Origin of the sequence: Phytobacter ursingii, assembly GCF_001022135.1 — a bacterium.
GTDB classification, from domain to species: Bacteria; Pseudomonadota; Gammaproteobacteria; order Enterobacterales; family Enterobacteriaceae; genus Phytobacter; species Phytobacter ursingii.
On record NZ_CP011602.1, the window covers coordinates 3,560,768 to 3,580,673 of the forward strand.

General features: G+C 53.4%; 19 protein-coding genes. 6 read left to right on the plus strand and 13 right to left on the minus strand.

The window, feature by feature from the left end:
* Window positions 1-8: 8 nt before the first annotated feature.
* A complete protein-coding gene (gene proB / locus AB182_RS20400) occupies window positions 9-1,112 on the minus strand; it encodes a glutamate 5-kinase (protein WP_047371693.1) in 1,104 nt (367 codons plus the stop codon).
* Between the two features lie 297 nt (window positions 1,113-1,409).
* Here proB and AB182_RS20405 point away from each other — a divergent pair, with 297 nt between their 5' ends.
* On the plus strand, window positions 1,410-2,489 hold the full coding sequence (locus AB182_RS20405) for a porin (RefSeq protein WP_047371694.1): 1,080 nt from the start codon (window positions 1,410-1,412) through the stop codon (window positions 2,487-2,489).
* 157 nt (window positions 2,490-2,646) lie between these two features.
* Here AB182_RS20405 and AB182_RS20410 read toward each other — a convergent pair whose 3' ends face one another.
* From AB182_RS20410 to AB182_RS20435, 6 genes are all read right to left on the minus strand, one after another.
* Complete coding sequence (locus tag AB182_RS20410) at window positions 2,647-3,918, minus strand: alanine racemase (protein WP_047371695.1); 1,272 nt, start codon at window positions 3,916-3,918, stop codon at window positions 2,647-2,649.
* An 11-nt stretch (window positions 3,919-3,929) separates the two neighbouring features.
* A complete protein-coding gene (locus AB182_RS20415; protein WP_047371696.1) occupies window positions 3,930-4,667 on the minus strand; it encodes an amino acid ABC transporter ATP-binding protein in 738 nt (245 codons plus the stop codon).
* Window positions 4,664-5,308 carry an amino acid ABC transporter permease gene (locus AB182_RS20420; RefSeq protein ID WP_047371697.1) on the minus strand — a complete coding sequence of 215 codons (645 nt, stop codon included), beginning with the start codon at window positions 5,306-5,308 and terminating at the stop codon, window positions 4,664-4,666. The genes AB182_RS20415 and AB182_RS20420 overlap by 4 nt, the downstream gene beginning before the upstream one ends.
* On the minus strand, window positions 5,305-6,042 hold the full coding sequence (locus AB182_RS20425) for an amino acid ABC transporter permease (RefSeq protein ID WP_047371698.1): 738 nt from the start codon (window positions 6,040-6,042) through the stop codon (window positions 5,305-5,307). Before AB182_RS20425 ends, AB182_RS20420 begins: the two co-directional genes overlap by 4 nt.
* A gap of 54 nt (window positions 6,043-6,096) precedes the next feature.
* Window positions 6,097-6,921 (minus strand): ABC transporter substrate-binding protein, encoded by an 825-nt coding sequence (locus AB182_RS20430; RefSeq protein WP_047371699.1) that lies wholly within the window; start codon window positions 6,919-6,921, stop codon window positions 6,097-6,099.
* A 111-nt stretch (window positions 6,922-7,032) separates the two neighbouring features.
* Entirely contained in the window at window positions 7,033-7,425 is a 393-nt protein-coding gene (locus AB182_RS20435; protein WP_047371700.1) for a RidA family protein, read from the minus strand.
* A 414-nt stretch (window positions 7,426-7,839) separates the two neighbouring features.
* On the opposite strand from AB182_RS20435, the gene AB182_RS20440 reads away from it, so the two are divergent.
* Window positions 7,840-8,592, plus strand: coding sequence for an IclR family transcriptional regulator (locus AB182_RS20440; RefSeq protein WP_047371701.1), 753 nt, complete (start codon window positions 7,840-7,842; stop codon window positions 8,590-8,592).
* 107 nt (window positions 8,593-8,699) lie between these two features.
* Here the strand turns inward: AB182_RS20440 and crl are convergent, their stop codons facing one another.
* The 3 genes from crl to gpt all read right to left on the minus strand — a co-directional run bounded on the left by crl (window position 8,700) and on the right by gpt (window position 10,967).
* Complete coding sequence (crl, locus tag AB182_RS20445) at window positions 8,700-9,098, minus strand: sigma factor-binding protein Crl (RefSeq protein ID WP_047371702.1); 399 nt, start codon at window positions 9,096-9,098, stop codon at window positions 8,700-8,702.
* Window positions 9,099-9,155: 57 nt separating this feature from the next.
* A complete protein-coding gene (gene frsA, locus AB182_RS20450; RefSeq protein ID WP_047371703.1) occupies window positions 9,156-10,400 on the minus strand; it encodes an esterase FrsA in 1,245 nt (414 codons plus the stop codon).
* Window positions 10,401-10,508: 108 nt separating this feature from the next.
* Window positions 10,509-10,967 (minus strand): xanthine phosphoribosyltransferase, encoded by a 459-nt coding sequence (gene gpt, locus AB182_RS20455; RefSeq protein ID WP_041852629.1) that lies wholly within the window; start codon window positions 10,965-10,967, stop codon window positions 10,509-10,511.
* A 258-nt stretch (window positions 10,968-11,225) separates the two neighbouring features.
* Between gpt and pepD the strand changes: the two genes are divergently transcribed.
* A complete protein-coding gene (pepD, locus tag AB182_RS20460; RefSeq protein WP_047371704.1) occupies window positions 11,226-12,683 on the plus strand; it encodes a cytosol nonspecific dipeptidase in 1,458 nt (485 codons plus the stop codon).
* Window positions 12,684-12,758: 75 nt separating this feature from the next.
* On the opposite strand, the gene dinB is transcribed toward pepD, so the two are convergent.
* Window positions 12,759-13,817: a DNA polymerase IV gene (gene dinB, locus AB182_RS20465; RefSeq protein ID WP_047371705.1), complete on the minus strand. Its 1,059-nt coding sequence runs from the start codon at window positions 13,815-13,817 to the stop codon at window positions 12,759-12,761.
* 305 nt (window positions 13,818-14,122) lie between these two features.
* On the opposite strand from dinB, the gene dpaA reads away from it, so the two are divergent.
* Entirely contained in the window at window positions 14,123-14,863 is a 741-nt protein-coding gene (gene dpaA, locus AB182_RS20470; RefSeq protein WP_047371706.1) for a peptidoglycan meso-diaminopimelic acid protein amidase, read from the plus strand.
* On the opposite strand, the gene AB182_RS20475 is transcribed toward dpaA, so the two are convergent.
* Window positions 14,834-15,601, minus strand: a complete 768-nt coding sequence (locus AB182_RS20475) for a class II glutamine amidotransferase (protein ID WP_047371707.1) — start codon at window positions 15,599-15,601, stop codon at window positions 14,834-14,836. The two genes, dpaA and AB182_RS20475, sit on opposite strands and share 30 nt — an antisense overlap.
* Window positions 15,602-15,746: 145 nt before the next feature.
* A complete protein-coding gene (lpcA, locus tag AB182_RS20480; RefSeq protein ID WP_047371708.1) occupies window positions 15,747-16,328 on the minus strand; it encodes a D-sedoheptulose 7-phosphate isomerase in 582 nt (193 codons plus the stop codon).
* 250 nt (window positions 16,329-16,578) lie between these two features.
* On the opposite strand from lpcA, the gene fadE reads away from it, so the two are divergent.
* Together fadE and AB182_RS20490 are read left to right on the plus strand one after the other, a co-directional pair.
* Window positions 16,579-19,023, plus strand: a complete 2,445-nt coding sequence (fadE, locus tag AB182_RS20485; RefSeq protein ID WP_047371709.1) for an acyl-CoA dehydrogenase FadE — start codon at window positions 16,579-16,581, stop codon at window positions 19,021-19,023.
* Between the two features lie 109 nt (window positions 19,024-19,132).
* The gene (locus AB182_RS20490; RefSeq protein WP_047371710.1) at window positions 19,133-19,903 is read left to right on the plus strand and encodes an amidohydrolase; all 771 of its coding nucleotides are present in this window, start codon (window positions 19,133-19,135) and stop codon (window positions 19,901-19,903) included.
* Window positions 19,904-19,906: the final 3 nt, after the last annotated feature.

Below are 19,906 nucleotides of genomic sequence, written 5' to 3' on the forward strand. Positions count from 1 at the left end.
TCTGCTCCTTAACGGATGATCATATCGTCGCGATGCACGGCGACCGGGCCATATTCATAGCCGAGAATGGAATCAATTTGCTGCGAATGATGACCTGCAACGCGACGCAGCGCGTCACTGTTATAGCGGGTAACGCCATGTGCAATATCGCGACCTTCAAGGTTGCGGATGCGGATCACTTCACCACGGGAAAAGTTGCCTGTCACGCTTTTAATCCCTTTTGGCAGTAAGGAACTGCCGCGTTCCAGGATAGCGGCTGTCGCGCCTTCATCAACGGTGATTTCACCTGCCGGAGGGGCGCCAAAAATCCAGCGTTTGCGATTTTCCAGCGGTGAGGCCTGCGCATGGAAAAGCGTCCCGACCTGAACCCCTTCCATCACATCGCCGATCACACCCGGCCTGCTGCCTGCGGCAATGATGGTATCGATACCTGCTCGGCAGGCGACATCCGCCGCCTGTAATTTGGTTCCCATCCCGCCGGTACCCAGGCCAGATACGCTGTCACCCGCAATCGCGCGCAACGCGTCATCAATGCCGTAGACATCTTTGATCAATTCAGCGTCCGGGTTGTTACGCGGGTCAGCGGTGAAAAGACCTTGCTGATCGGTAAGCAGAAGGAGTTTGTCTGCGCCCGCCAGAATAGCGGCCAGCGCCGATAAATTATCATTGTCGCCGACTTTGATTTCCGCCGTCGCAACGGCGTCATTCTCATTAATGACCGGCACAATGTTGTTGTCGAGGAGCGCTCGCAGGGTGTCACGCGCATTGAGGAAACGCTCGCGGTCTTCCATATCAGCGCGCGTTAATAGCATTTGCCCAACGTGGATGCCGTAAATCGAGAACAACTGTTCCCACAGTTGAATCAGGCGGCTTTGCCCGACAGCGGCAAGAAGCTGTTTCGATGCGATAGTGGCGGGCAACTCCGGGTAACCCAGATGCTCGCGCCCGGCGGCAATTGCGCCAGAAGTCACAATAACAATACGATGCCCTGCTGCATGCAGTTGTGCGCACTGGCGCACAAGTTCAACAATGTGGGCGCGGTTCAGGCGGCGTGATCCGCCCGTTAAAACACTGGTGCCGAGTTTCACTACCAGCGTCTGGCTGTCGCTCATGATTTCTGCCGTTCAACGTAGAAGAAAAAAATTAAACAGTCTTTGTAACAGGATCAGAGCCAACTTCCAACTGTGAGTTTTAACAACATAAGAAAATCCTTGAAGGCAATCAGAAAACCTACTTACAAAACTTGACGTTTTTATGACACTAGCTGTAAAACCCACTTTGTAAAAAAATAAATAAGAATTGTCATAAAACTTTAATTCGCAGACGTTAAAACCCTACGTGAATTTTTCACTTGAGCGGCGACGTTCAGCGATCTAAAGCGCGTTAATTACAATTAATCAGGAAACATAATGAAAAAAACTACTTTGGCATTAATGATGATCGGCCTTGGTGTTGTTTCTGCTTCTTCCAACGCTGCGGAAATCTACAACAAAAATGGTAACAAACTGGATCTGTACGGCAAAATCAAAGCCATGCACTACTTCAGCGATGATACCACTCAGGATGGCGACAAAACTTACGTGCGTCTGGGCTTCAAAGGCGAAACGCAGATTAACGATCAACTGACTGGTTTCGGTCGTTGGGAATCTGAATTCGCTGGCAACACCGACGAAGGCAGCTCTACTCAGAAAACCCGTCTGGCGTTCGCTGGCCTGAAGGCAAAAACCTACGGTTCTATCGACTACGGTCGTAACCTGGGCATCCTGTACGATGCAGCGTCTGTAACCGATATGTTCCCGGAATTCGGCGGTGACTCTCTGACCCGTACCGATAACTTCATGACCAAACGTACCACTGGCGTGGCTACCTACCGTAACACCGATTTCTTCGGTGCGGTGGACGGTCTGAACCTGGGCCTGCAGTACCAGGGTAAAAACGAAACTGGCCGCACTGCTTCTAAACAGAATGGCGACGGCTTCGGTACCTCCCTGTCTTACAACTTTGGCGGCAGCCCGGTTACTCTGATTGCTGCATATGCAAAATCAGACCGTACCGATCTGCAGAACTCTCAGGCTCTGGGTAAAGGCGCTAACGCGGAAGCGTGGATCTCTGGCGTGAAATACGACGCTAACAACATCTACCTGGCGGCTATGTACAGCATCGCGCAGAACATGACGCCAATCGGCAGCCGTGGTTTTGCCAACAAATCTGAAAACTTCGAAGCCGTTGCTCAGTACCAGTTCGACTTCGGTCTGCGTCCGTCTATTGGTTACGTACAGACCAAAGGTAAAGACCTGGAAAACGGTTGGGGTGATCAGGACCTGGTTAAATATGTTGACGTAGGCGCAACCTACTACTTCAACAAAAACTTCTCTGCAATGGTCGATTACAAAATCAACCAGCTGGACAAAGGCGATTTCGCGACTTACGTAGGTTCCAGCTACGTTACCGACGACATCGTTGCTGTCGGCGTGACTTACCAGTTCTAAGTCTGAAACGCACGTTGACATAAGTGCGAAACATAAAGCACCGAACGATAATCTCGTCGGTGCTTTCTTTTTTCCGCCAGGACAGGAAACGGAACGGTGCTGTCGTAAAACCTTCTGAAACAGCGCGGTATCGCGCCATGACAGACATACGCTTTACTCAGAATGCAGTTTCCACTGAATCGGTGACACGATAATCGTCATCTACCAGTGGCAAATAGCGCCACTTATCAAACGCGGTACAGGGATGTGAAATACCACAGCCCAGCCAGTCGCCGGGCTTTAACGCATCCTCTTCTGGCAGCAACAACCAGGCATGTTGATCGTTCACCTCACTGATGCGCATACCAGAAGCGACACGAGGGGCGCTCCCCTCCACATTTCGCACCCACAATGGATTGGGCAGATCCTGATCAAAGGGCACATCACGGCGGCCGAAATCAACAAACGCCAGCCCCGGCTCAGGGCGCGATAATACTCGCCCCCAGATCTCCAGCGCAGGTTCAAAATGATGCCGGGCGTTCGGCTGGGCAAACGGGGCGATGCGGGCATATAACCCGTTATCGTGTGCCATATAGGCTCCCGAGCGAATCAATGGCGTGATCGGTAGCGATAGTCGGGCCTCGGTAAAACAGGCGCTGACCACATCAAACCAGGCGCCGCCGCCAGCGCTGAGAATAATGGTGTCGCTGCTGAATAGCCCTTTCTCAGCCACCAGCGCAGCCGTCGCGATCAACATCTGGCAATAATCGCGCACCCTGGCGATACCGGCTGCATCACGCTCCGCCCCCAGTGCGCCTTCATAACCCGCAACGCCCACCAGTTGCAGGACCTGACTTGCCGCAATCGCGGCGGCTATCTCCAGAGCCTGCGAGGATGAGCGGCAGCCGGTACGCCCGCCGCTCACCGACATTTCCAGCAGCACCGCAATGGCGTTGTCACCGAGATGCTGTTCCAGCAAACGAACCCCCTGTAGCGAATCAACGTAGCAAAGGAAGCCATGGTCAGGATGCTGCTTTTGCCACTCACCAATCCAGCGAATACCGGCGGGGTCGACCAGCTCATTAGCGAGAAAGACGTTACGAATACCAAACTGGCGCAAAGCGCGAACCTGTGCAGGCGTGGCCGCACTCAATCCCCAGGCACCGCCTTCGGTGATGGCACGACGCAGGATTGCCGGAGACATTGACGTCTTGCCGTGTGCCGCCAGCATCACGCCCTGTTCACGACAAAAATCGGCCAGTTGACGCAGATTATTCTCCAGCGCAGATTGCTTCATCAGCATCAGTGGGGAAAAGACGCTATCGCTGGCCAGTACCGGGGTTCCAACAGGTAACGGCGCATCGCCACGGCCTGCAACAGATTTAAAGCGTGGCGCAGGTTGCAGCGCATCCAGTAGCCCCTCGGCCACCAACGGAAAATGAATCGACATAACGCCTCCGATCAATGCTCAAGAACACGCGATAAAAACTGCTGGGTGCGCGGATTCTGTGGATTAACGAAAATCTGCTCAGGCGATCCTTGTTCAGCAATCACCCCCTGATCCATAAACACCACGCGGTCTGCGGTTTTGCGCGCAAAACCCATCTCATGCGTGACCACTACCATGGTCATCCCTTCACGCGCCAGACTGCGCATCACTTCCATCACTTCGCCGACCAGCTCGGGATCGAGTGCGGAGGTAGCCTCATCAAAAAACATGATTTTTGGTTCGACAGCCAGCGCCCTGGCGATCGCCACCCGCTGCTGCTGGCCGCCGGAAAGTTGCGCCGGATAATAGTGCGCGCGCTCGGCCAGCCCAACGCGTGTCAAGGCTGCCATGCCGCGTGTATTGGCTTCGGCCTCAGACAGTTTCTGCGCTTTTATCAGCGCCAGCGTCACGTTGCCGAGGGCGGTTTTGTGGGGGAACAGGTTGAACTGCTGGAACACCATCCCGACATGACCACAAATTTCACGGCTGCGTTTATGGTCGTGCAATGGCACATTGTTAACCCAGATTTCGCCTCCATCGGCCGTTTCCAGCCCGCTCATGATGCGTAACACGGTACTTTTGCCGGAGCCTGATGCGCCAATCAGCACCAGCACTTCGCCGGGCGAAACATCAAGGCTGATCTCTTTCAGCACCTGGGTGCTGCCAAAAGATTTGGTGATACGGCTCAGCGTAATGGCAGATTTGCTCATGAGAACTGGCTCCTGGTTTGATGATGTTGAACCCAACGGGAAAGCGGAAAACAAACAATGAAGTACAGCACGGCCACCAGCGCATAAATCACTACCGGCTGGCCGATACGATCAACGATCGCCTGGCCCTGGTGCATCAGTTCCGACATACCAATCATGCTGACGATAGAGGTATCTTTAATCAGGGAAAGATACTGCCCTACCAGCGGCGGCAGTACGATGCCGCGCGTCTGAGGCAGGATCACGCTAAGAAAGGTCTGGCGTTTTGATAGCCCGAGGATCCACGACACTTCCCATTGTCCTTTAGGCACGGCCTCGATCCCGGCGCGAAATACTTCGGCGATATAGGCGCCCTGGTAAATACTCAGGCCGAGAATACCGGCGGCAAACAGATTGATTTCATAGCCAAAGTAGGCCACACCAAAGTAGATAAACATCAGGGTGATTAACACCGGCGTGCCGCGAAACAGCTCGGTGTAAAGCACGGCTATGTGGCTGGCAACAGACACACGACTGGTACGCAACACGGCAGCGAGCAGGCCGAGCAGCGTGCTGCCAATGATGGCAGCGGCCGAAAGCAGCAGCGTGATCCATAGCCCCTCCAGCAGCAACGGCAATGAACTGGCGATCATATTGCTCATAGCGCATTCTCCCGGTTCAGTGGGTTAGTCAGCCATTTTTTTGCCCACCACCGGGCGGACTTTTTTACCGGAGTGACCAGTTGCGGATGAAACAAGCGGCTTCCCAACAGGTTCCCGAGCCAGGAAAAGAGATTACTCAGTAGCAGATAGACCAGCGCCACCACGCTGAAAGTCTGGATATAAAGCAGCGTGCGGGCGTTTATCACAGTGGCGGTGCCGGTCAGTTCCGGCAGCGCAATCGCCGACAATAGCGACGTGCCTAACAACAACTGAATCAGGTTGTTAATAATGGCGGGCCATACGGCGCGCGCAGCCTGGGGCAACACCACACTCAGAAAGACCTGGCGGCGTGAAATGCCTAAAATCCATGCCGCCTCCCGTTGCCCTTTAGGTACCGACTGTATGCCTGCGCGAAAGGTCTCCGACAGATAAGCGCCGACGTTAATGCCCAACGCCAGCACCCCTGCGGTAAAGGCGCTCATGGTGATGCCGAGGGAAGGCAGGCCGAAAAAGATAATGAAAATTTGCAGCAACACCGGCGTGTTGCGGATGAATTCAACATAGCAGTGGCTCAGCCAGCGTAGCGGCGCCACCGCAGAGGCCTTCGCCAGCGCTGCCAGCAACCCGAGTGCGACAGCCAGCATAAAAGCGAGAAGTGTGACCTGTAGCGTCAGCCAGGCAGCGGCCAGGAAGGTCTCGCCGTAGCTCCACAGGGTTAACCATTGATAACTCATGCATGGACTCCTTCCTGCGGTGTAGCAGCTCAAAGCGTGCTACACCGCAGGCAATCAGAATTGCGGATTCAGTGGGTAACGCGGCTTATCACCAAACCATTTTTGATACAGCGTGGCGTTCTCACCGGAGGCATTGATCTCAAACAGGAATTCATTGAGGTAGTTCAGCCACACCTGGTCACCCTGCTTCACGCCAAAGGCGTTGTACTCCAGCGGCACCAGCGCTTCGTTAGTGACAGTCAGGGTCGGATCAAGTTTGGCCTGATAGGCGAGGAAGTTGTTATCCTCAATCATTGCATCAGCCTGCCCCTGTTTTACCGCCAGAATGGCCGCCTGTGAGGAGTCGTATTCCTGGATTTTGACCTCAATGCCCATGCTACGCACTTCGTCCCCGTTGGTGGACCCTTTCACCGTGGCGATGGTCTTACCGGCCATGTCATGGGCTGATTTGATGCCACTCTCTTTACGAACCAACATCGCTTCGCTCGCCACGACATAGGGCTGGGTGAAACCGATCTCTTTGGCGCGTTCCAGATTGCGTGTGAAGTTACAGAACACCACATCCACTTTGTTGGTTTGCAGGTTAGGGATGCGGTTGGCACTGGTGGTATTGACCATTTCCAGTTTCACGCCCATCTCTTTCGCCAGCGCTTTCGCCAAATCGACATCATAACCATCGGGTTTGCCGTCTTTATCGTAAAAACCGAAGGGCGCGAAACTCAGGCAATCCCCCACGCGTAACGTGCCGCGTTGCAATACGGTTTGCAGCGTCGATTGCGGGGCCGCACCCGCCACTTGCTTCTCTTCCGTGGGGGTACAACCGGCAACGGCCAGCAGGGCCAGCGCTCCGGCGATGATTTTTAACGAAGTTGCATTCATTGTTTTACTCGCTTATTAAATGGAGACGACATAAAAAGCATCAGTTATTAACGGACAGCCCTGGTGTGGGCGAATAAATAAAAATCTCAGTGCATTATCAAATAAATAATATTATTTTCGATCGGCGCGAAAGCATTTCATATCCACTTCCACTTTGCAGTCGACGACTAAATCCTGCACGCTACAAATACGAGCCGGTGGATTGCCGGTAAATATCTCGCTGAAAACTTTATTAAAGGAACTGAAGTAACGGGCGTCGGTTAATACTGCGGTGACGTGAACCACATCCTCCACCCTGTACCCCGCCTCGCGCATAATGGACAGGCAGTTATCAAACGCCAGGCGGGTCTGCTCAATGATCCCGCCTTCCACCACTTCGCCCTCGCGCATCGGCGTCTGGCCTGAGATATACAGCCAGCCATCAGCCTCAACGGCGCGTGCGAACGGCAGTTTCTGCCCACCCGTACCCGTGCCGCCTTCAATGCCATAACGCTTAATCGTCATGCAATGCTGCTCCTTTTTGTTGTGAGAATTGCCATGCGTACTGCACAATTTCCGTCTGATATACCAGACTATTATCTGCAATACCGGATAGAGCAAGATTTGCACAGGTTTTTTATTTTTGCAATATATCCCGGTGAATTTAATTTTTTGTGGTGTTGTCGCGATCGCAAAATAAAAAATGAATGGAGGTAATTTCTGAATGAAAATGCTACCTCGGTCGTAATTTTAAAAAATCAATTTGCACGTTATGCGCTAAAATGAGGCCCCAAAATAGACCAAAGAAATATAAACGCCGGCTGTAAAAATTTAATTAGCGGGGATGGGTTAACGACAGCACTGGGTGTATCATGCTTTTCTTTTTTACTGTCTTTACGGTCTGGCGCGACCGCCCGACTGCATCAGGAGAATTTGCTTATGCCGGACGAGAAGCCATCGCGAGCGCGCGGTGTTGACCGGGTTATCGACATTTTTCACCAGTTGCATATCGCTCGTCAGCCTATGGCGATGCGCGATTTAATCGAGGCCACCGGCGCGCCGCGCTCCAGTGTATATGAGCTCGTCAGTCTGCTCAGTGAGGCCGGGCTGCTTGAACTGGATGCCGATGGCGCGGTGTTCTTTGGCCGCGAAATGCACTATTACGGTGCGGATTACATGGCGCATAACGATCTCATCCGTCGCTCACATCAGTTAATGGTTGAACTTGTCGCCCGTCATGGCGAAACGGTGCAGCTCTGTATGCTGGAAGGGAATAAGTACACCGTCGTGCTATCAGAAAGTAATGCCCACCCGTTCAAGATCACGTCGGATATTGGCGTGCGGGTACCGATTACCTGGACGGCCACGGGCCGTCTGTTACTCAGTAATTGGTCGGACAGTGCCATTCTCGATCTTATCCCCGAAGAAGATTACCGTCTGGCGAACGGGCAGGTCCTCGATAAGCAGGCCTTTCTTGAAGACATTCATCGCGCCGGACAGCAGGGCTATTGTCTGACTGAGGGGTTGTCGGAGAGTTTTACCTGCTGTATGGCGGCGCCGATTCGTTCGCGTAGCGGGCAGGCGGTGGCGGCTATCTGCTTTATGGTGAGCCGTGATACGCCGGAGGAGCGCCGTCAGATGTTGCTCAAAGAGTTGATCGTTTCCGGCCAAAAATTATCGGATTTCACCTGAATCCAGCGCCCCAAAGCCAGCATCAACAGGGTATTCAGACGTAAAAAATCCGGAATCAGAGGGCTGAATCCGGATTGTCTCTTGTCGGGCGACTCTTTTAACTCCGCTTACGCCGTCAGGTTAATTTCGTCGGTAAAATTTTCTGCCGGCTCCAGTTTCAGCTCCAGCGCCGCAAGGACCTCGCGGGCGCGACCATGAAACTCACGGAGCGTATGCTCCAGTCGGTCAGTCACTTCTGAATCTTTGATTGCGGTTTCTTTCCAGTTCCCGTCTTTATCGTACAGCCCAAAATGGTAGCTATAGGTAAAACGGTTTTGCTGCGCTTCAATTTCCATCCACCAGCCCCAAAACTCACGCTTCTCCGGCGCGGGCTTTACATTGACGCATACGGCCAGGCAATCAAAAAAGAAGCGATTATCGGCACACTGTTCTTCCCGAATATACGGGCCTAGCGCGGTAAACCTTTTAATGAGTTTGCTCTTCGGATGTCCACTCGGTAACGTCATTGCGATCTCCTTATGTGATGCAACTGTTTTACCAAATCAATCAAAATTAGCAATCCATTAACGCAATCTATAATTGATCCAGTCCGTAATGTCCCGCAGCGCCTTGTCAAAATTGCGATAAACCGGATTAAACGGGATTTCCAGTAATTTACCGTCGGCGGATGACGAAGTGATTAAACGCGACTCTTCTTCCGGGCTGAACGGATCGTTTCTCCAGAAGCCAGATAACATCGGCGTCGGGCAACGTCGCCCCAGCAACCCCTGCGTTTTTAACGAGTACCGATTCAGCTCAACATAAAGTGACTCGTCCGAGGCATTATGCATGCCGAGCCGACTGGCGAGCACATCCATATACATCTCCGGCACACGCCCCAGTTGCAGAGGGTTAGCCAGCAGCGCATGCACGACCGGCCCCAGACAGGCTACGGCTTTCAGGCGCGGGGACTCCAGATAGCCAAGGCGCACCGCCACGTTGGCACCAAAGCGAAAACCAAACGCGGCCACGCGTGTATGGTCAACCCATGGAATGTTTGCCAGCGCTTTTAGCGCGTGTTGATGCAACAGGCTCGAATCCTGGGTCAATTTCCATTTTGAAGAGAAGCCCACAGAAGGCATATCCAGCGTCAGCATGGCAATGCCTTTCGGTGCAAAATAGCGCTCATACAGGTTGTAGTAGTCGCTTTGCAGACCATCCAGCCCGCCGCACATCAGGACGGTAGGAAAAGGGCCCTCCCCTTTGGGCATATGTAAAAAGCCAATCACCGGCGAACCGCCGGGAATGGCAAACTCCATCTCTTTCATTGTACCAGGCAGACGTTGCGCCGCCTCTTCATAGGCGCGATTCGCCAGCGCCTGTGCCTGCTCTGCCAGCACGTCCCCTTTTATATGCGGATAAGCGGCGATGCTATAGAGGTTTGACGCGTGCAGCCAGTGTTGGCCGCTGAGGGTGGTATCCTGCTCCTGGCTGGCTTTTTGCTGCCACTGCATAGCCTGAGTAGACCATTCGTAGATCCAGTTGCCGCCGCGATAGCCCACCACCGTATCGTAAAGATCGGGGTCGGTATGTTCCGCCGTACTCATGGCGATCCGCGCCTGTACGTCCATGATCTCTTTCGGATCGACGCCGCGCCAGATCCACATTAATCGGTTGATCATGCGATACCAGTGGGGCGTATTGTTGCCGTCGAGGGTGGATTCGATAGGCGGCAGTTTATTATGGGTAAGGCGACGCACCAGCGTTGAGGTTTCCGGGTGCTTGAAACGGGGTTTGAACAGGGTTTCGCTGAGGTTAGCTTGTGGCATTACGCGCAGCCTCCATGAATACGTCAATGACGGTATTGTAACCTGGCGGATGCGAAAAAAAACAACGCCCGGCGATGCCAGGCGTTGTAAATAATCATAAAGAAAGCATTACCGACCAGAGATAGGCGGAACGAAGACCACGCCCATATCCCAGGGTTGTTCAATCCAGGTATCCTGCGGGATGTCAATCACGTAATCGTCAACCAGCGGACGGCCAGCCGGTTTAGCGAAAATGGTGACGAAGTGCGCTTTTGGATACATTTCGCGGATAGCCACCGCGGTACCGCCGGTATCGACCAGATCATCAATAACGATGAAACCTTCACCATCGCCTTCTGCGCGTTTGATAATTTTCATTTCGCGCTGGTTGTCGTGGTCATAGCTGGAAATGCAAACGGTATCGACATGGCGAATACCCAGTTCACGTGCCAGTAATGCGCCCGGAACCAGACCACCACGGCTAACGGCAATAATGCCTTTCCATTGTTCAGAAGGCATCAGGCGGTTTGCCAGTTTGCGTGCGTGAATCTGCAACATGTCCCAGGTGACGACGTATTTTTCGCTCATGTGAAGTGTCCCAGCCTGTGTATCTACGGCTTAAAAAGTGTTCTACGGGGAAATAGGTTGCGCGAGATTATAGAGATCTGTCGCGCTAAAAACCAGTGTTACCGGGCATTGCTGGCGCTTTTTACGCGACGCGTACTAACAGAGAGACAATAAAGTGGTATTCTCAAGTCCATCTCGCAATCCGGCCTTGTGATTGTTCTGTAGTTTAACCCTCGGACCTGCAAAATATGCTGGCAGGCCTTTTAAAGGAGACTCATCGTGTCTGAATTGTCTCAACTATCGCCACAACCGCTGTGGGATATTTTTGCCAAGATTTGCTCAATCCCTCATCCGTCTTACCATGAAGAAGAACTCGCCGCACACATCATGAGCTGGGCGAAAGAAAAAGGCTTACATGCGGAACGCGATCAGGTTGGCAATATTCTGCTGCGCAAACCGGCAACGGCAGGTATGGAAAACCGCAAACCGGTTGTGCTGCAGGCGCACCTGGACATGGTGCCGCAGAAAAATAACGACACCGTACACGACTTCACTAAAGACCCGATTCAGCCGTACATCGATGGCGAATGGGTAAAAGCGCGCGGCACCACGCTGGGTGCAGATAACGGTATCGGTATGGCTTCTGCGCTGGCAGTGCTGGCGGATGACAGCGTTGAGCATGGGCCGCTGGAAGTGCTGCTGACCATGACCGAAGAGTCCGGTATGGATGGCGCGTTTGGTTTGCAGGCTGGCTGGTTGCAGGCAGATATTCTGATCAACACCGATTCAGAAGAAGAAGGCGAAATCTACATGGGTTGCGCTGGCGGTATTGATTTCATCACTACCCTGCCGCTCTCCCGTGAAGCGGTACCTGCGGGTTACCAGACGTTCAAACTGACCCTGAAAGGGCTGAAAGGCGGCCACTCCGGCGGCGATATCCATCTCGGTCTCGGTAACGCCAACAAGCTGCTGGCGCGCTTCCTGGCGGGCCACGCGATTGAGCTGGACCTGCGTCTGACCGATTTCAACGGCGGTACCCTGCGCAACGCTATCCCGCGTGAAGCGTTCGCGACTTTCGCCGTTCCGGCCGATAAGGCTGAACAACTGAAAACGCTGGCAGCAACGTATCAGGACATCCTGAAAAACGAGCTGGCGATGAAAGAGAAAAATCTGGTTGTACTGCTGGAGTCTGTCTCCACAGACAAACAGGCGTTGACCTCTGCTTCCCGCGATAGCTTCATTCAATTGCTGAATGCCACACCGAACGGTGTGATCCGCAACTCCGACGTCGCCAAAGGTGTGGTCGAAACCTCCCTGAACGTTGGCGTAGTGACCATGCAGGACGACAACGTTGAAATCATCTGTCTGATCCGCTCCTTAATCGACAGCGGTAAAGATTACGTGGTGAGCATGCTGGCGTCGCTGGGCAAACTGGCGGGCGCAAAAACCGCACCGAAAGGCGGCTACCCTGGCTGGCAGCCGGATGCGAACTCCCCGGTGATGCATCTGGTGCGTGAAACCTATCAGCGTCTGTTCAACAAGACGCCGAACATCCAGATCATCCACGCCGGTCTGGAATGCGGTCTGTTCAAAAAACCGTACCCGGACATGGACATGGTTTCTATCGGGCCAACCATCACCGGTCCGCACTCTCCGGACGAGCAGGTACATATCGAAAGCGTGGGCCATTACTGGACACTGCTGACCGAGCTGCTGAAAGCCATTCCGGCGAAATAAGTCGTGCTGTCCGCACCGGATGGTGCGGACAATTTCCCTTCTGTCTTTCCGGTACTGTCATTTTTTCACCCTTATTTACAGGCCCAGTACCAGCTGACGTTCTAATTGCGGATCGAGCAGCGTCACATGCAAACCCACTAAACGAACGCCGCGCCCGCTGCGCCGCTCATTCCAGGTTTTCCGCGCCGTGGCCAGCAAATCGTCTTTATTTAAGCGTGGCCAGACGTGTTCCTGGGTAGTGAGCTGGAAATCGGCAAACTTGAGCTTAACCCCCTGTCGGGCAATAAGCAGATCGGGTTTTATCTTCGACAGCCGCCGTTCCAGTTCCGGATAGAGTTGTTGGTTGATAATAGCCTCGCACTCTTCCCACTCATGAATGTCCTCTATCAGCGTTCGCTCCACGCCCACCGATTTACGTAGCCTGTCGCTACTGATATGCCGCTCATCAATGCCCTGGCTACGCTCCCATAACACACGGCCAAATTTACCAAAGCGTTTTAGCAACATTGCCAGGTCGCTGTTCTGCACATCTTCGCAGGTACGCAGCCCGAGCTTTTCCAGTTTTGCTGCTGACACCTTGCCCACGCCTGGAATTTTGCTCAGCGGCAGCGTACGTAAAAATGCAGGCACATCCGCAGGCGCAATCACATATTGCCCGTCAGGTTTGTTCAGATCGGAGGCAATTTTCGCCAGAAACTTCACCGGCGCGATACCGGCCGAGGCGGTGAGTTGTGTTTCCCGAAATATGGTCCGGCGAATCTCTTCTGCCATGAGCGTTGCCGAACCGTGGCAATGGGGGCTGTCGGTCACATCCAGATACGCTTCATCCAGCGACAGGGGCTCAATCAGGCTTGTATAACGGGAAAAGATTTCGCGGATCTGGTGAGAGGCTTCCCGGTAGGCTTCAAAGCGACCCGGTAATAAGGTGAGATGTGGGCACAGCTTCAACGCCATTGCCGTAGGCATAGCACTGCGTACGCCGTATTTGCGCGCCGGATAATTGGCCGTGCTGATGACGCCGCGTTGAACCCGGCTGCCGCCGATAGCGATAGGGATATCCCGCAGTGCCGGGTTATCACGCATCTCCACCGCGGCAAAAAAGCAGTCCATATCGACATGTATGATTTTGCGCATACGCTCACCTTATCAGATACTGGATAAGTATACAGCATTATTACCCGAAATGAGAAGCGAGGGGAAAAAAGTGAGTTCGTCGTGAAAAAAACGCCCAATATCGCTGTTATTTCTGGGGTTTTCATCAGACAATATTTAACAGGGGGATCGCTGCCAAAAACTAATTTGTAAACTCAGCGATCCGGGCTTGCGAAAAACTACCGTGATGCTACTGTGGGCGCACCCAATCCAGATTAATCTGAATTTATGGGATTCTTTTGCCGTCCTGGCAATGTGGTAACCGTTTTATCAAGGAAACAAGCAGTATGCGCAAAATCGCATTTTTTCTTGCGATGCTTCTGATGCCGTGCGTCTCGTTTGCCAGCTTATTAAGCAGCAATGGTTCAACAACGCCGATCAGCAAAGAATATAAGCAGCAGTTGATGGGGTCGCCGGTATACATCCAGATCTTCAAAGAAGAGCGAACCCTTGATCTCTACGTCAAAATGGGCGAGCAATACCAGCTCCTCAATAGTTACAAAATTTGTAACTACTCCGGCGGCCTGGGGCCGAAACAGCGTCAGGGCGATTTCAAAAGCCCGGAAGGGTTTTATTCCATTCAGCGCAGCCAGCTAAAACCGGACAGCCGTTTTTATAAAGCCATTAATATTGGTTTTCCTAACGCCTATGACCGTGCCCACGGTTATGAAGGGAAATACCTGATGATTCATGGCGCATGCGTCTCTATTGGCTGCTATGCCATGACCGATTCGCAAATTGACGAGATTTTCCAGTTTGTTACCGCAGCGCTGGTGTTTGGTCAGGAAAGCGTACAGCTGAGCATCTACCCGTTCCGAATGACCGACGCGAATATGCAGCGCCACAAATATTCGACCTATGCGAAATTCTGGGAACAGTTAAAACCGGGTTATGACTTCTTCCAGCAGACGCAGAAACCGCCTGTGGTCTCCGTTATCGACGGGAACTACGTGGTCAGCAAACCGCTGAGCCACGAAGTTGTTCACCCGCAGCTGGCGTCAAACTATACGCTCCCCGAGACAAAATAAGGCCCATTCACCTGGCATAATCTTTTGCCAGGTTTCATTGCCCGTTAGCGGCTGGGTAGCAATCACGGTAACCACATCGTCAGGTGTGGTTTCCCGCTGAAAATCAATTTCCACATCCTGATCCAGCAGTTTTGCCACACCAAACGGCGCCCGACGGGTAATGCAGAACAGATTGGTGGAGCAGAACGCCATCACGTAGCGTCCATCCGACAGCAGCATATTAAACACACCTTTCTCACGCAGCTCAGTCGCCAGCGACGCGATGTATTTAAATACCGCCGCCATATTGCCCGGTGTCCGCGGATAACGCGTAGTGAGTTTATGCAGCAGCCAGCAGAAGGCTTTTTCGCTGTCGGTTTCCCCGACCGGACGGAAGTTGCCTGTCTCCAGTGATTTATAACCGGTCAACTGCCCGTTATGGGCGTAAGTCCAGTTGCGTCCCCAGAGTTCGCGAGTAAAAGGATGGGTGTTTTCCAGCGCCACTTCGCCACGGTTCGCCTGACGTATATGGGCCACCACCGAGCAGGACTTGATTGGGTAATCCTGAACCAGACGGGCAATCGGAGAGTTAAAACTGGGTTGCGGGTCTTTAAACGTACGACAGCCTTTGCCTTCGTAAAAGGTAATACCCCAGCCGTCTTTATGCGGCCCGGTTCCCCCACCGCGCTGAACAAGCCCGGTAAAACTAAAGCAAATATCGGTTGGCACATTGGCGCTCATCCCGAGCAGTTCGCACATACAACACCCCCAAACGCCCAAATGGAGAAGGCGTAATTGTTGCAACCAGCCTGAACGCGGACAGCGCGCAAGAACCGGAGCGTACACGGAGTACGTGAGGATTCTGAGCACTGCCCAGGTTCAAAATGGCAAATAAATAGCCTTCTTACGCTTTTACCATCTCTTTTTCGATCAGCATAATCAGGATATGAATCACTTTAATGTGGATTTCCTGAATGCGGTCAGCGTAACCAAAATGCGGTACACGGATTTCCACATCGGCAGTACCCGCCATTTTACCGCCATCTTTACCGGTCAGAGTGATGACTTTCATCCCCTGCGCACGCGCCGCGTCAATCGCTTTAATGACATTACCAGAATTACCGGAAGTAGAAATACCTAACAGTACATCGCCCGGGCGACCAACGGCTTCAACGTAGCGAGAAAAAACATGGTCGTAGCCAAAGTCGTTACTGACGCAGGAGAGATGGCTCACGTCGGAGATGGCGATACCCGGATAACCCGGACGGTTTTCACGGTAACGCCCGGTCAACTCTTCTGCAAAGTGCATTGCATCACAGTGGGAACCACCATTACCGCAGGACAATACCTTACCGCCGGCCTTGAAGCTGTCAGCCAGCAGAACCGCCGCACGCTGAATGGCGTGGATATTGGCATCATCTTTTAAAAAGTTTGCCAGCGTTTCCGCTGCTTCGTTCAGTTCGTTACGAATCAGATCCTGGTACATGAGGATATCCTTCAGTATGAAAGCAGTATGAATGTAAATTCTCGCGCGCAGTTTACCGGATAGCATGGCAAGCGAGAAGCTAAAGCCTTGGTGATCGTCGGGGGTTTTCGTTTTTCGTGCCACATTCCTGCCAAACAATGTGAACCAGGTTGTAATTATTTTGTAAACACATTGCTAAAAGAAATAACATCCACTACAACCATATAATCACAAGTGGTCAGACCTCCTACAAGCAAGGGAGCTTTTCTCTATGATGATTTTGAGTCTACTCGCAACTGTTATCCTACTCGGCGTGTTGTTCTATCACCGGGTGAGTCTGCTGCTCAGCAGCGTAATTCTCCTGGCATGGACTGCCGCCCTTGGCGCTACAGGTCTGTGGTCAATCTGGGTACTGGTGCCGTTGGCCATTATCCTTGTGCCGTTCAACTTTGTGCCGATGCGTAAATCGCTGATCTCCGCCCCGGTATTCCGCGGTTTTCGTAAAGTAATGCCGCCAATGTCACGCACGGAAAAAGAAGCCATCGATGCCGGTACAACCTGGTGGGAAGGCGATCTGTTCCGCGGTAATCCTGACTGGAAAAAACTGCACAACTACCCGCAGCCGCGTCTGACCGCCGAAGAACAGGCCTTTATTGATGGTCCGGTGGAAGAGGCCTGCCGTATGGCTAACGACTTTCAGATTACCCATGAAATGGCCGACTTACCGCCAGAGCTGTGGGCATTCCTGAAAGAACATCGCTTCTTTGCGATGATCATTAAAAAAGAGTACGGCGGACTGGAATTCTCCGCTTATGCCCAGTCCCGCGTGCTGCAAAAGCTCTCCGGCGTTTCCGGCATTCTGGCAATCACTGTCGGCGTACCGAACTCCTTAGGGCCAGGTGAGCTGCTGCAACACTACGGCACTGAAGAGCAGAAAAATCATTACTTACCCCGTCTGGCGCGTGGACAGGAAATTCCGTGTTTCGCCCTGACCAGCCCGGAAGCCGGTTCCGATGCGGGCGCAATTCCGGATACTGGCGTCGTTTGCATGGGCGACTGGCAGGGTGAGCAGGTGCTCGGTATGCGCCTGACCTGGAATAAACGCTATATCACGCTGGCCCCGATCGCGACCGTACTGGGCCTGGCGTTTAAACTCTCTGACCCGGAAAAACTGCTGGGTGGCGAAGAAGATCTCGGTATCACCTGTGCACTGATCCCCACCAACACCCCGGGTGTTGAAATTGGTCGTCGTCACTTCCCGCTGAACGTCCCGTTCCAGAACGGTCCGACACGGGGTCAGGACATTTTCGTACCGATTGATTACATCATCGGTGGCCCGAAAATGGCCGGACAGGGCTGGCGTATGCTGGTGGAATGTCTGTCCGTGGGCCGCGGTATCACGCTGCCATCCAACTCTACGGGCGGCCTGAAATCGGTGGCCATGGGGATCGGCGCTTATGCGCATATCCGTCGCCAGTTCAAAGTCGCCATCGGTAAGATGGAAGGAATCGAAGAGCCACTGGCACGCATCGCAGGCAACGCCTACGTGATGGATGCCGCAGCCGCGCTGATCACTTACGGCATTGTGCTCGGCGAGAAACCGGCAGTGCTCTCCGCTATCGTGAAATATCACTGTACTCACCGTGGACAGCAGTCAGTCATTGATGCAATGGATATCGCGGGCGGTAAAGGCATCATGCTCGGCGCGGGCAACTTCCTGGCTCGTGCCTATCAGGGCGCACCGATTGCTATCACCGTGGAAGGGGCCAATATTCTGACTCGCAGCATGATGATCTTCGGTCAGGGCGCGATTCGTTGCCATCCGTACGTGCTGGATGAAATGGCCGCTGCACAAAACAATGACGTGGATGCGTTCGATAAACTGCTGTTTAAACATATCGGCCACGTGGGCAGCAATAAGATGCGTAGCTTCTGGCTGGGGCTGACGCGCGGGCTGACCAGTTCTGCGCCCACCAGCGACTCAACCAAACGCTACTATCAGCATATCAACCGCTTAAGCGCCAACCTCGCGCTGCTGTCGGATGTGTCGATGGCGGTACTGGGTGGCAGCCTGAAACGTCGCGAACGTATCTCGGCGCGCCTCGGGGATATTTTAAGCCAGGTGTTCCTCGCCTCTGCTGTGCTGAAACGCTATGACGATGAAGGCCGTCACGAAATGGATCTGCCGCTGGTGCACTGGGGCGTACAGGATGCCTTGTATCAGGCTGAACAGGCGATGGACGATCTGCTCTCCAACTTCCCGAACCGTGTTGTCGCGGGTCTGCTGCGCGTAGTGATTTTCCCGACCGGTCGCCACTATCTGGCACCGTCCGATAAACTGGATCATCAGGTCGCCAAAATTCTGCAAACGCCGTGTGCCACCCGTTCGCGCATTGGTCGTGGTCAGTACCTGACGCCGAGTGAACACAACCCGGTCGGTCTGCTGGAAGAAGCGCTGCTTGACGTCATCGCCGCCGACCCGATTCATCAGCGCATTTGTAAAGAGCTGGGTAAAAACCTGCCATTTACACGTCTGGACGCGCTGGCAAAAGAGGCGCTGGCCGGCGGGCTTATCAATCAGGATGAAGCTGAGATCCTGACAAAAGCCGAAACCAGCCGTCTGCGCAGTATTAATGTCGATGACTTCGACCCGGAAGAGCTGGCGACACAGCCGGTAAAACCGCAGGAAAAAGTGCGTAAGCCTCAGGCTGCATAACGCACACCCGGATAGCCCCCACCCCGCTTCGTGCGGGGTTTTTTATTACCACAAATTCCCTTTTTCTCGTGCTAAAGTGTAAAAATGCTGTTTTAGGGGAGCTTAAATCGTGCCTGGTTTAAAAATTACGCTGTTGCAACAACCATTAGTCTGGATGGACGGTCCGGCCAATTTGCGCCATTTTGATCGCCAGCTTGAAGATATCACCGGGCGTGATGTGATTGTCCTGCCGGAAATGTTTACCACCGGTTTTGCCATGGAAGCGGCAAAGCAGTCGATGCCGCAAGAAGAAGTTGTGGCGTGGATGCAAACCAAAGCCCAACAGACGAACGCGCTGGTCGCGGGCAGCGCCGCGCTGCAAACGGAACGTGGCCCGGTTAACCGCTTCCTGTTGGTCGAACCGGAAGGAACCGTTCATTTCTATGATAAGCGCCATCTGTTCCGCATGGCCGATGAGCATCATCATTACGAAGCGGGTAATGAGCGTGTGGTGTTTGAGTGGCGCGGCTGGCGTATTTTACCGCTGGTCTGTTATGACCTGCGATTCCCGGTCTGGTCGCGCAATCGCGATGATTACGACCTGGCGCTGTATGTCGCCAACTGGCCTGCGCCGCGTTCACTGCACTGGCAATCGCTCCTGGTGGCCCGCGCGATTGAAAACCTGGCGTATGTCGCTGGTTGCAACCGTGTGGGAACCGACGGCAACGGGCATCATTACCGCGGCGACAGCCGGGTCATTAACCCGCAGGGCGAGGTTATCGCCACCGCCGAGCCGCACCAGGCTATCCGCATTGATGCCGAGTTGTCGATGACCGCCTTAAAAGAGTACCGCGAGAAGTTTCCCGCCTGGCAGGACGCCGATCCGTTTACGCTTGGGTGATAT

What these genes read in the sequence shown, in the direction of transcription:
- frsA (WP_047371703.1), bottom strand. Translation starts at nt 10,400, where the DNA reads ATGCCACAAGCTAACCTCAGCGAAACCCTGTTCAAACCCCGTTTCAAG.
- AB182_RS20410 (WP_047371695.1), bottom strand. Translation starts at nt 3,918, where the DNA reads ATGTCGATTCATTTTCCGTTGGTGGCCGAGGGGCTACTGGATGCGCTG.
- AB182_RS20435 (WP_047371700.1), bottom strand. Translation starts at nt 7,425, where the DNA reads ATGACGATTAAGCGTTATGGCATTGAAGGCGGCACGGGTACGGGTGGG.
- AB182_RS20405 (WP_047371694.1), top strand. Translation starts at nt 1,410, where the DNA reads ATGAAAAAAACTACTTTGGCATTAATGATGATCGGCCTTGGTGTTGTT.
- proB (WP_047371693.1), bottom strand. Translation starts at nt 1,112, where the DNA reads ATGAGCGACAGCCAGACGCTGGTAGTGAAACTCGGCACCAGTGTTTTA.
- crl (WP_047371702.1), bottom strand. Translation starts at nt 9,098, where the DNA reads ATGACGTTACCGAGTGGACATCCGAAGAGCAAACTCATTAAAAGGTTT.
- AB182_RS20420 (WP_047371697.1), bottom strand. Translation starts at nt 5,308, where the DNA reads ATGAGCAATATGATCGCCAGTTCATTGCCGTTGCTGCTGGAGGGGCTA.
- AB182_RS20440 (WP_047371701.1), top strand. Translation starts at nt 7,840, where the DNA reads ATGCCGGACGAGAAGCCATCGCGAGCGCGCGGTGTTGACCGGGTTATC.
- AB182_RS20415 (WP_047371696.1), bottom strand. Translation starts at nt 4,667, where the DNA reads ATGAGCAAATCTGCCATTACGCTGAGCCGTATCACCAAATCTTTTGGC.
- fadE (WP_047371709.1), top strand. Translation starts at nt 16,579, where the DNA reads ATGATGATTTTGAGTCTACTCGCAACTGTTATCCTACTCGGCGTGTTG.
- lpcA (WP_047371708.1), bottom strand. Translation starts at nt 16,328, where the DNA reads ATGTACCAGGATCTGATTCGTAACGAACTGAACGAAGCAGCGGAAACG.
- AB182_RS20425 (WP_047371698.1), bottom strand. Translation starts at nt 6,042, where the DNA reads ATGAGTTATCAATGGTTAACCCTGTGGAGCTACGGCGAGACCTTCCTG.
- gpt (WP_041852629.1), bottom strand. Translation starts at nt 10,967, where the DNA reads ATGAGCGAAAAATACGTCGTCACCTGGGACATGTTGCAGATTCACGCA.
- AB182_RS20475 (WP_047371707.1), bottom strand. Translation starts at nt 15,601, where the DNA reads ATGTGCGAACTGCTCGGGATGAGCGCCAATGTGCCAACCGATATTTGC.
- AB182_RS20430 (WP_047371699.1), bottom strand. Translation starts at nt 6,921, where the DNA reads ATGAATGCAACTTCGTTAAAAATCATCGCCGGAGCGCTGGCCCTGCTG.
- dpaA (WP_047371706.1), top strand. Translation starts at nt 14,123, where the DNA reads ATGCGCAAAATCGCATTTTTTCTTGCGATGCTTCTGATGCCGTGCGTC.
- dinB (WP_047371705.1), bottom strand. Translation starts at nt 13,817, where the DNA reads ATGCGCAAAATCATACATGTCGATATGGACTGCTTTTTTGCCGCGGTG.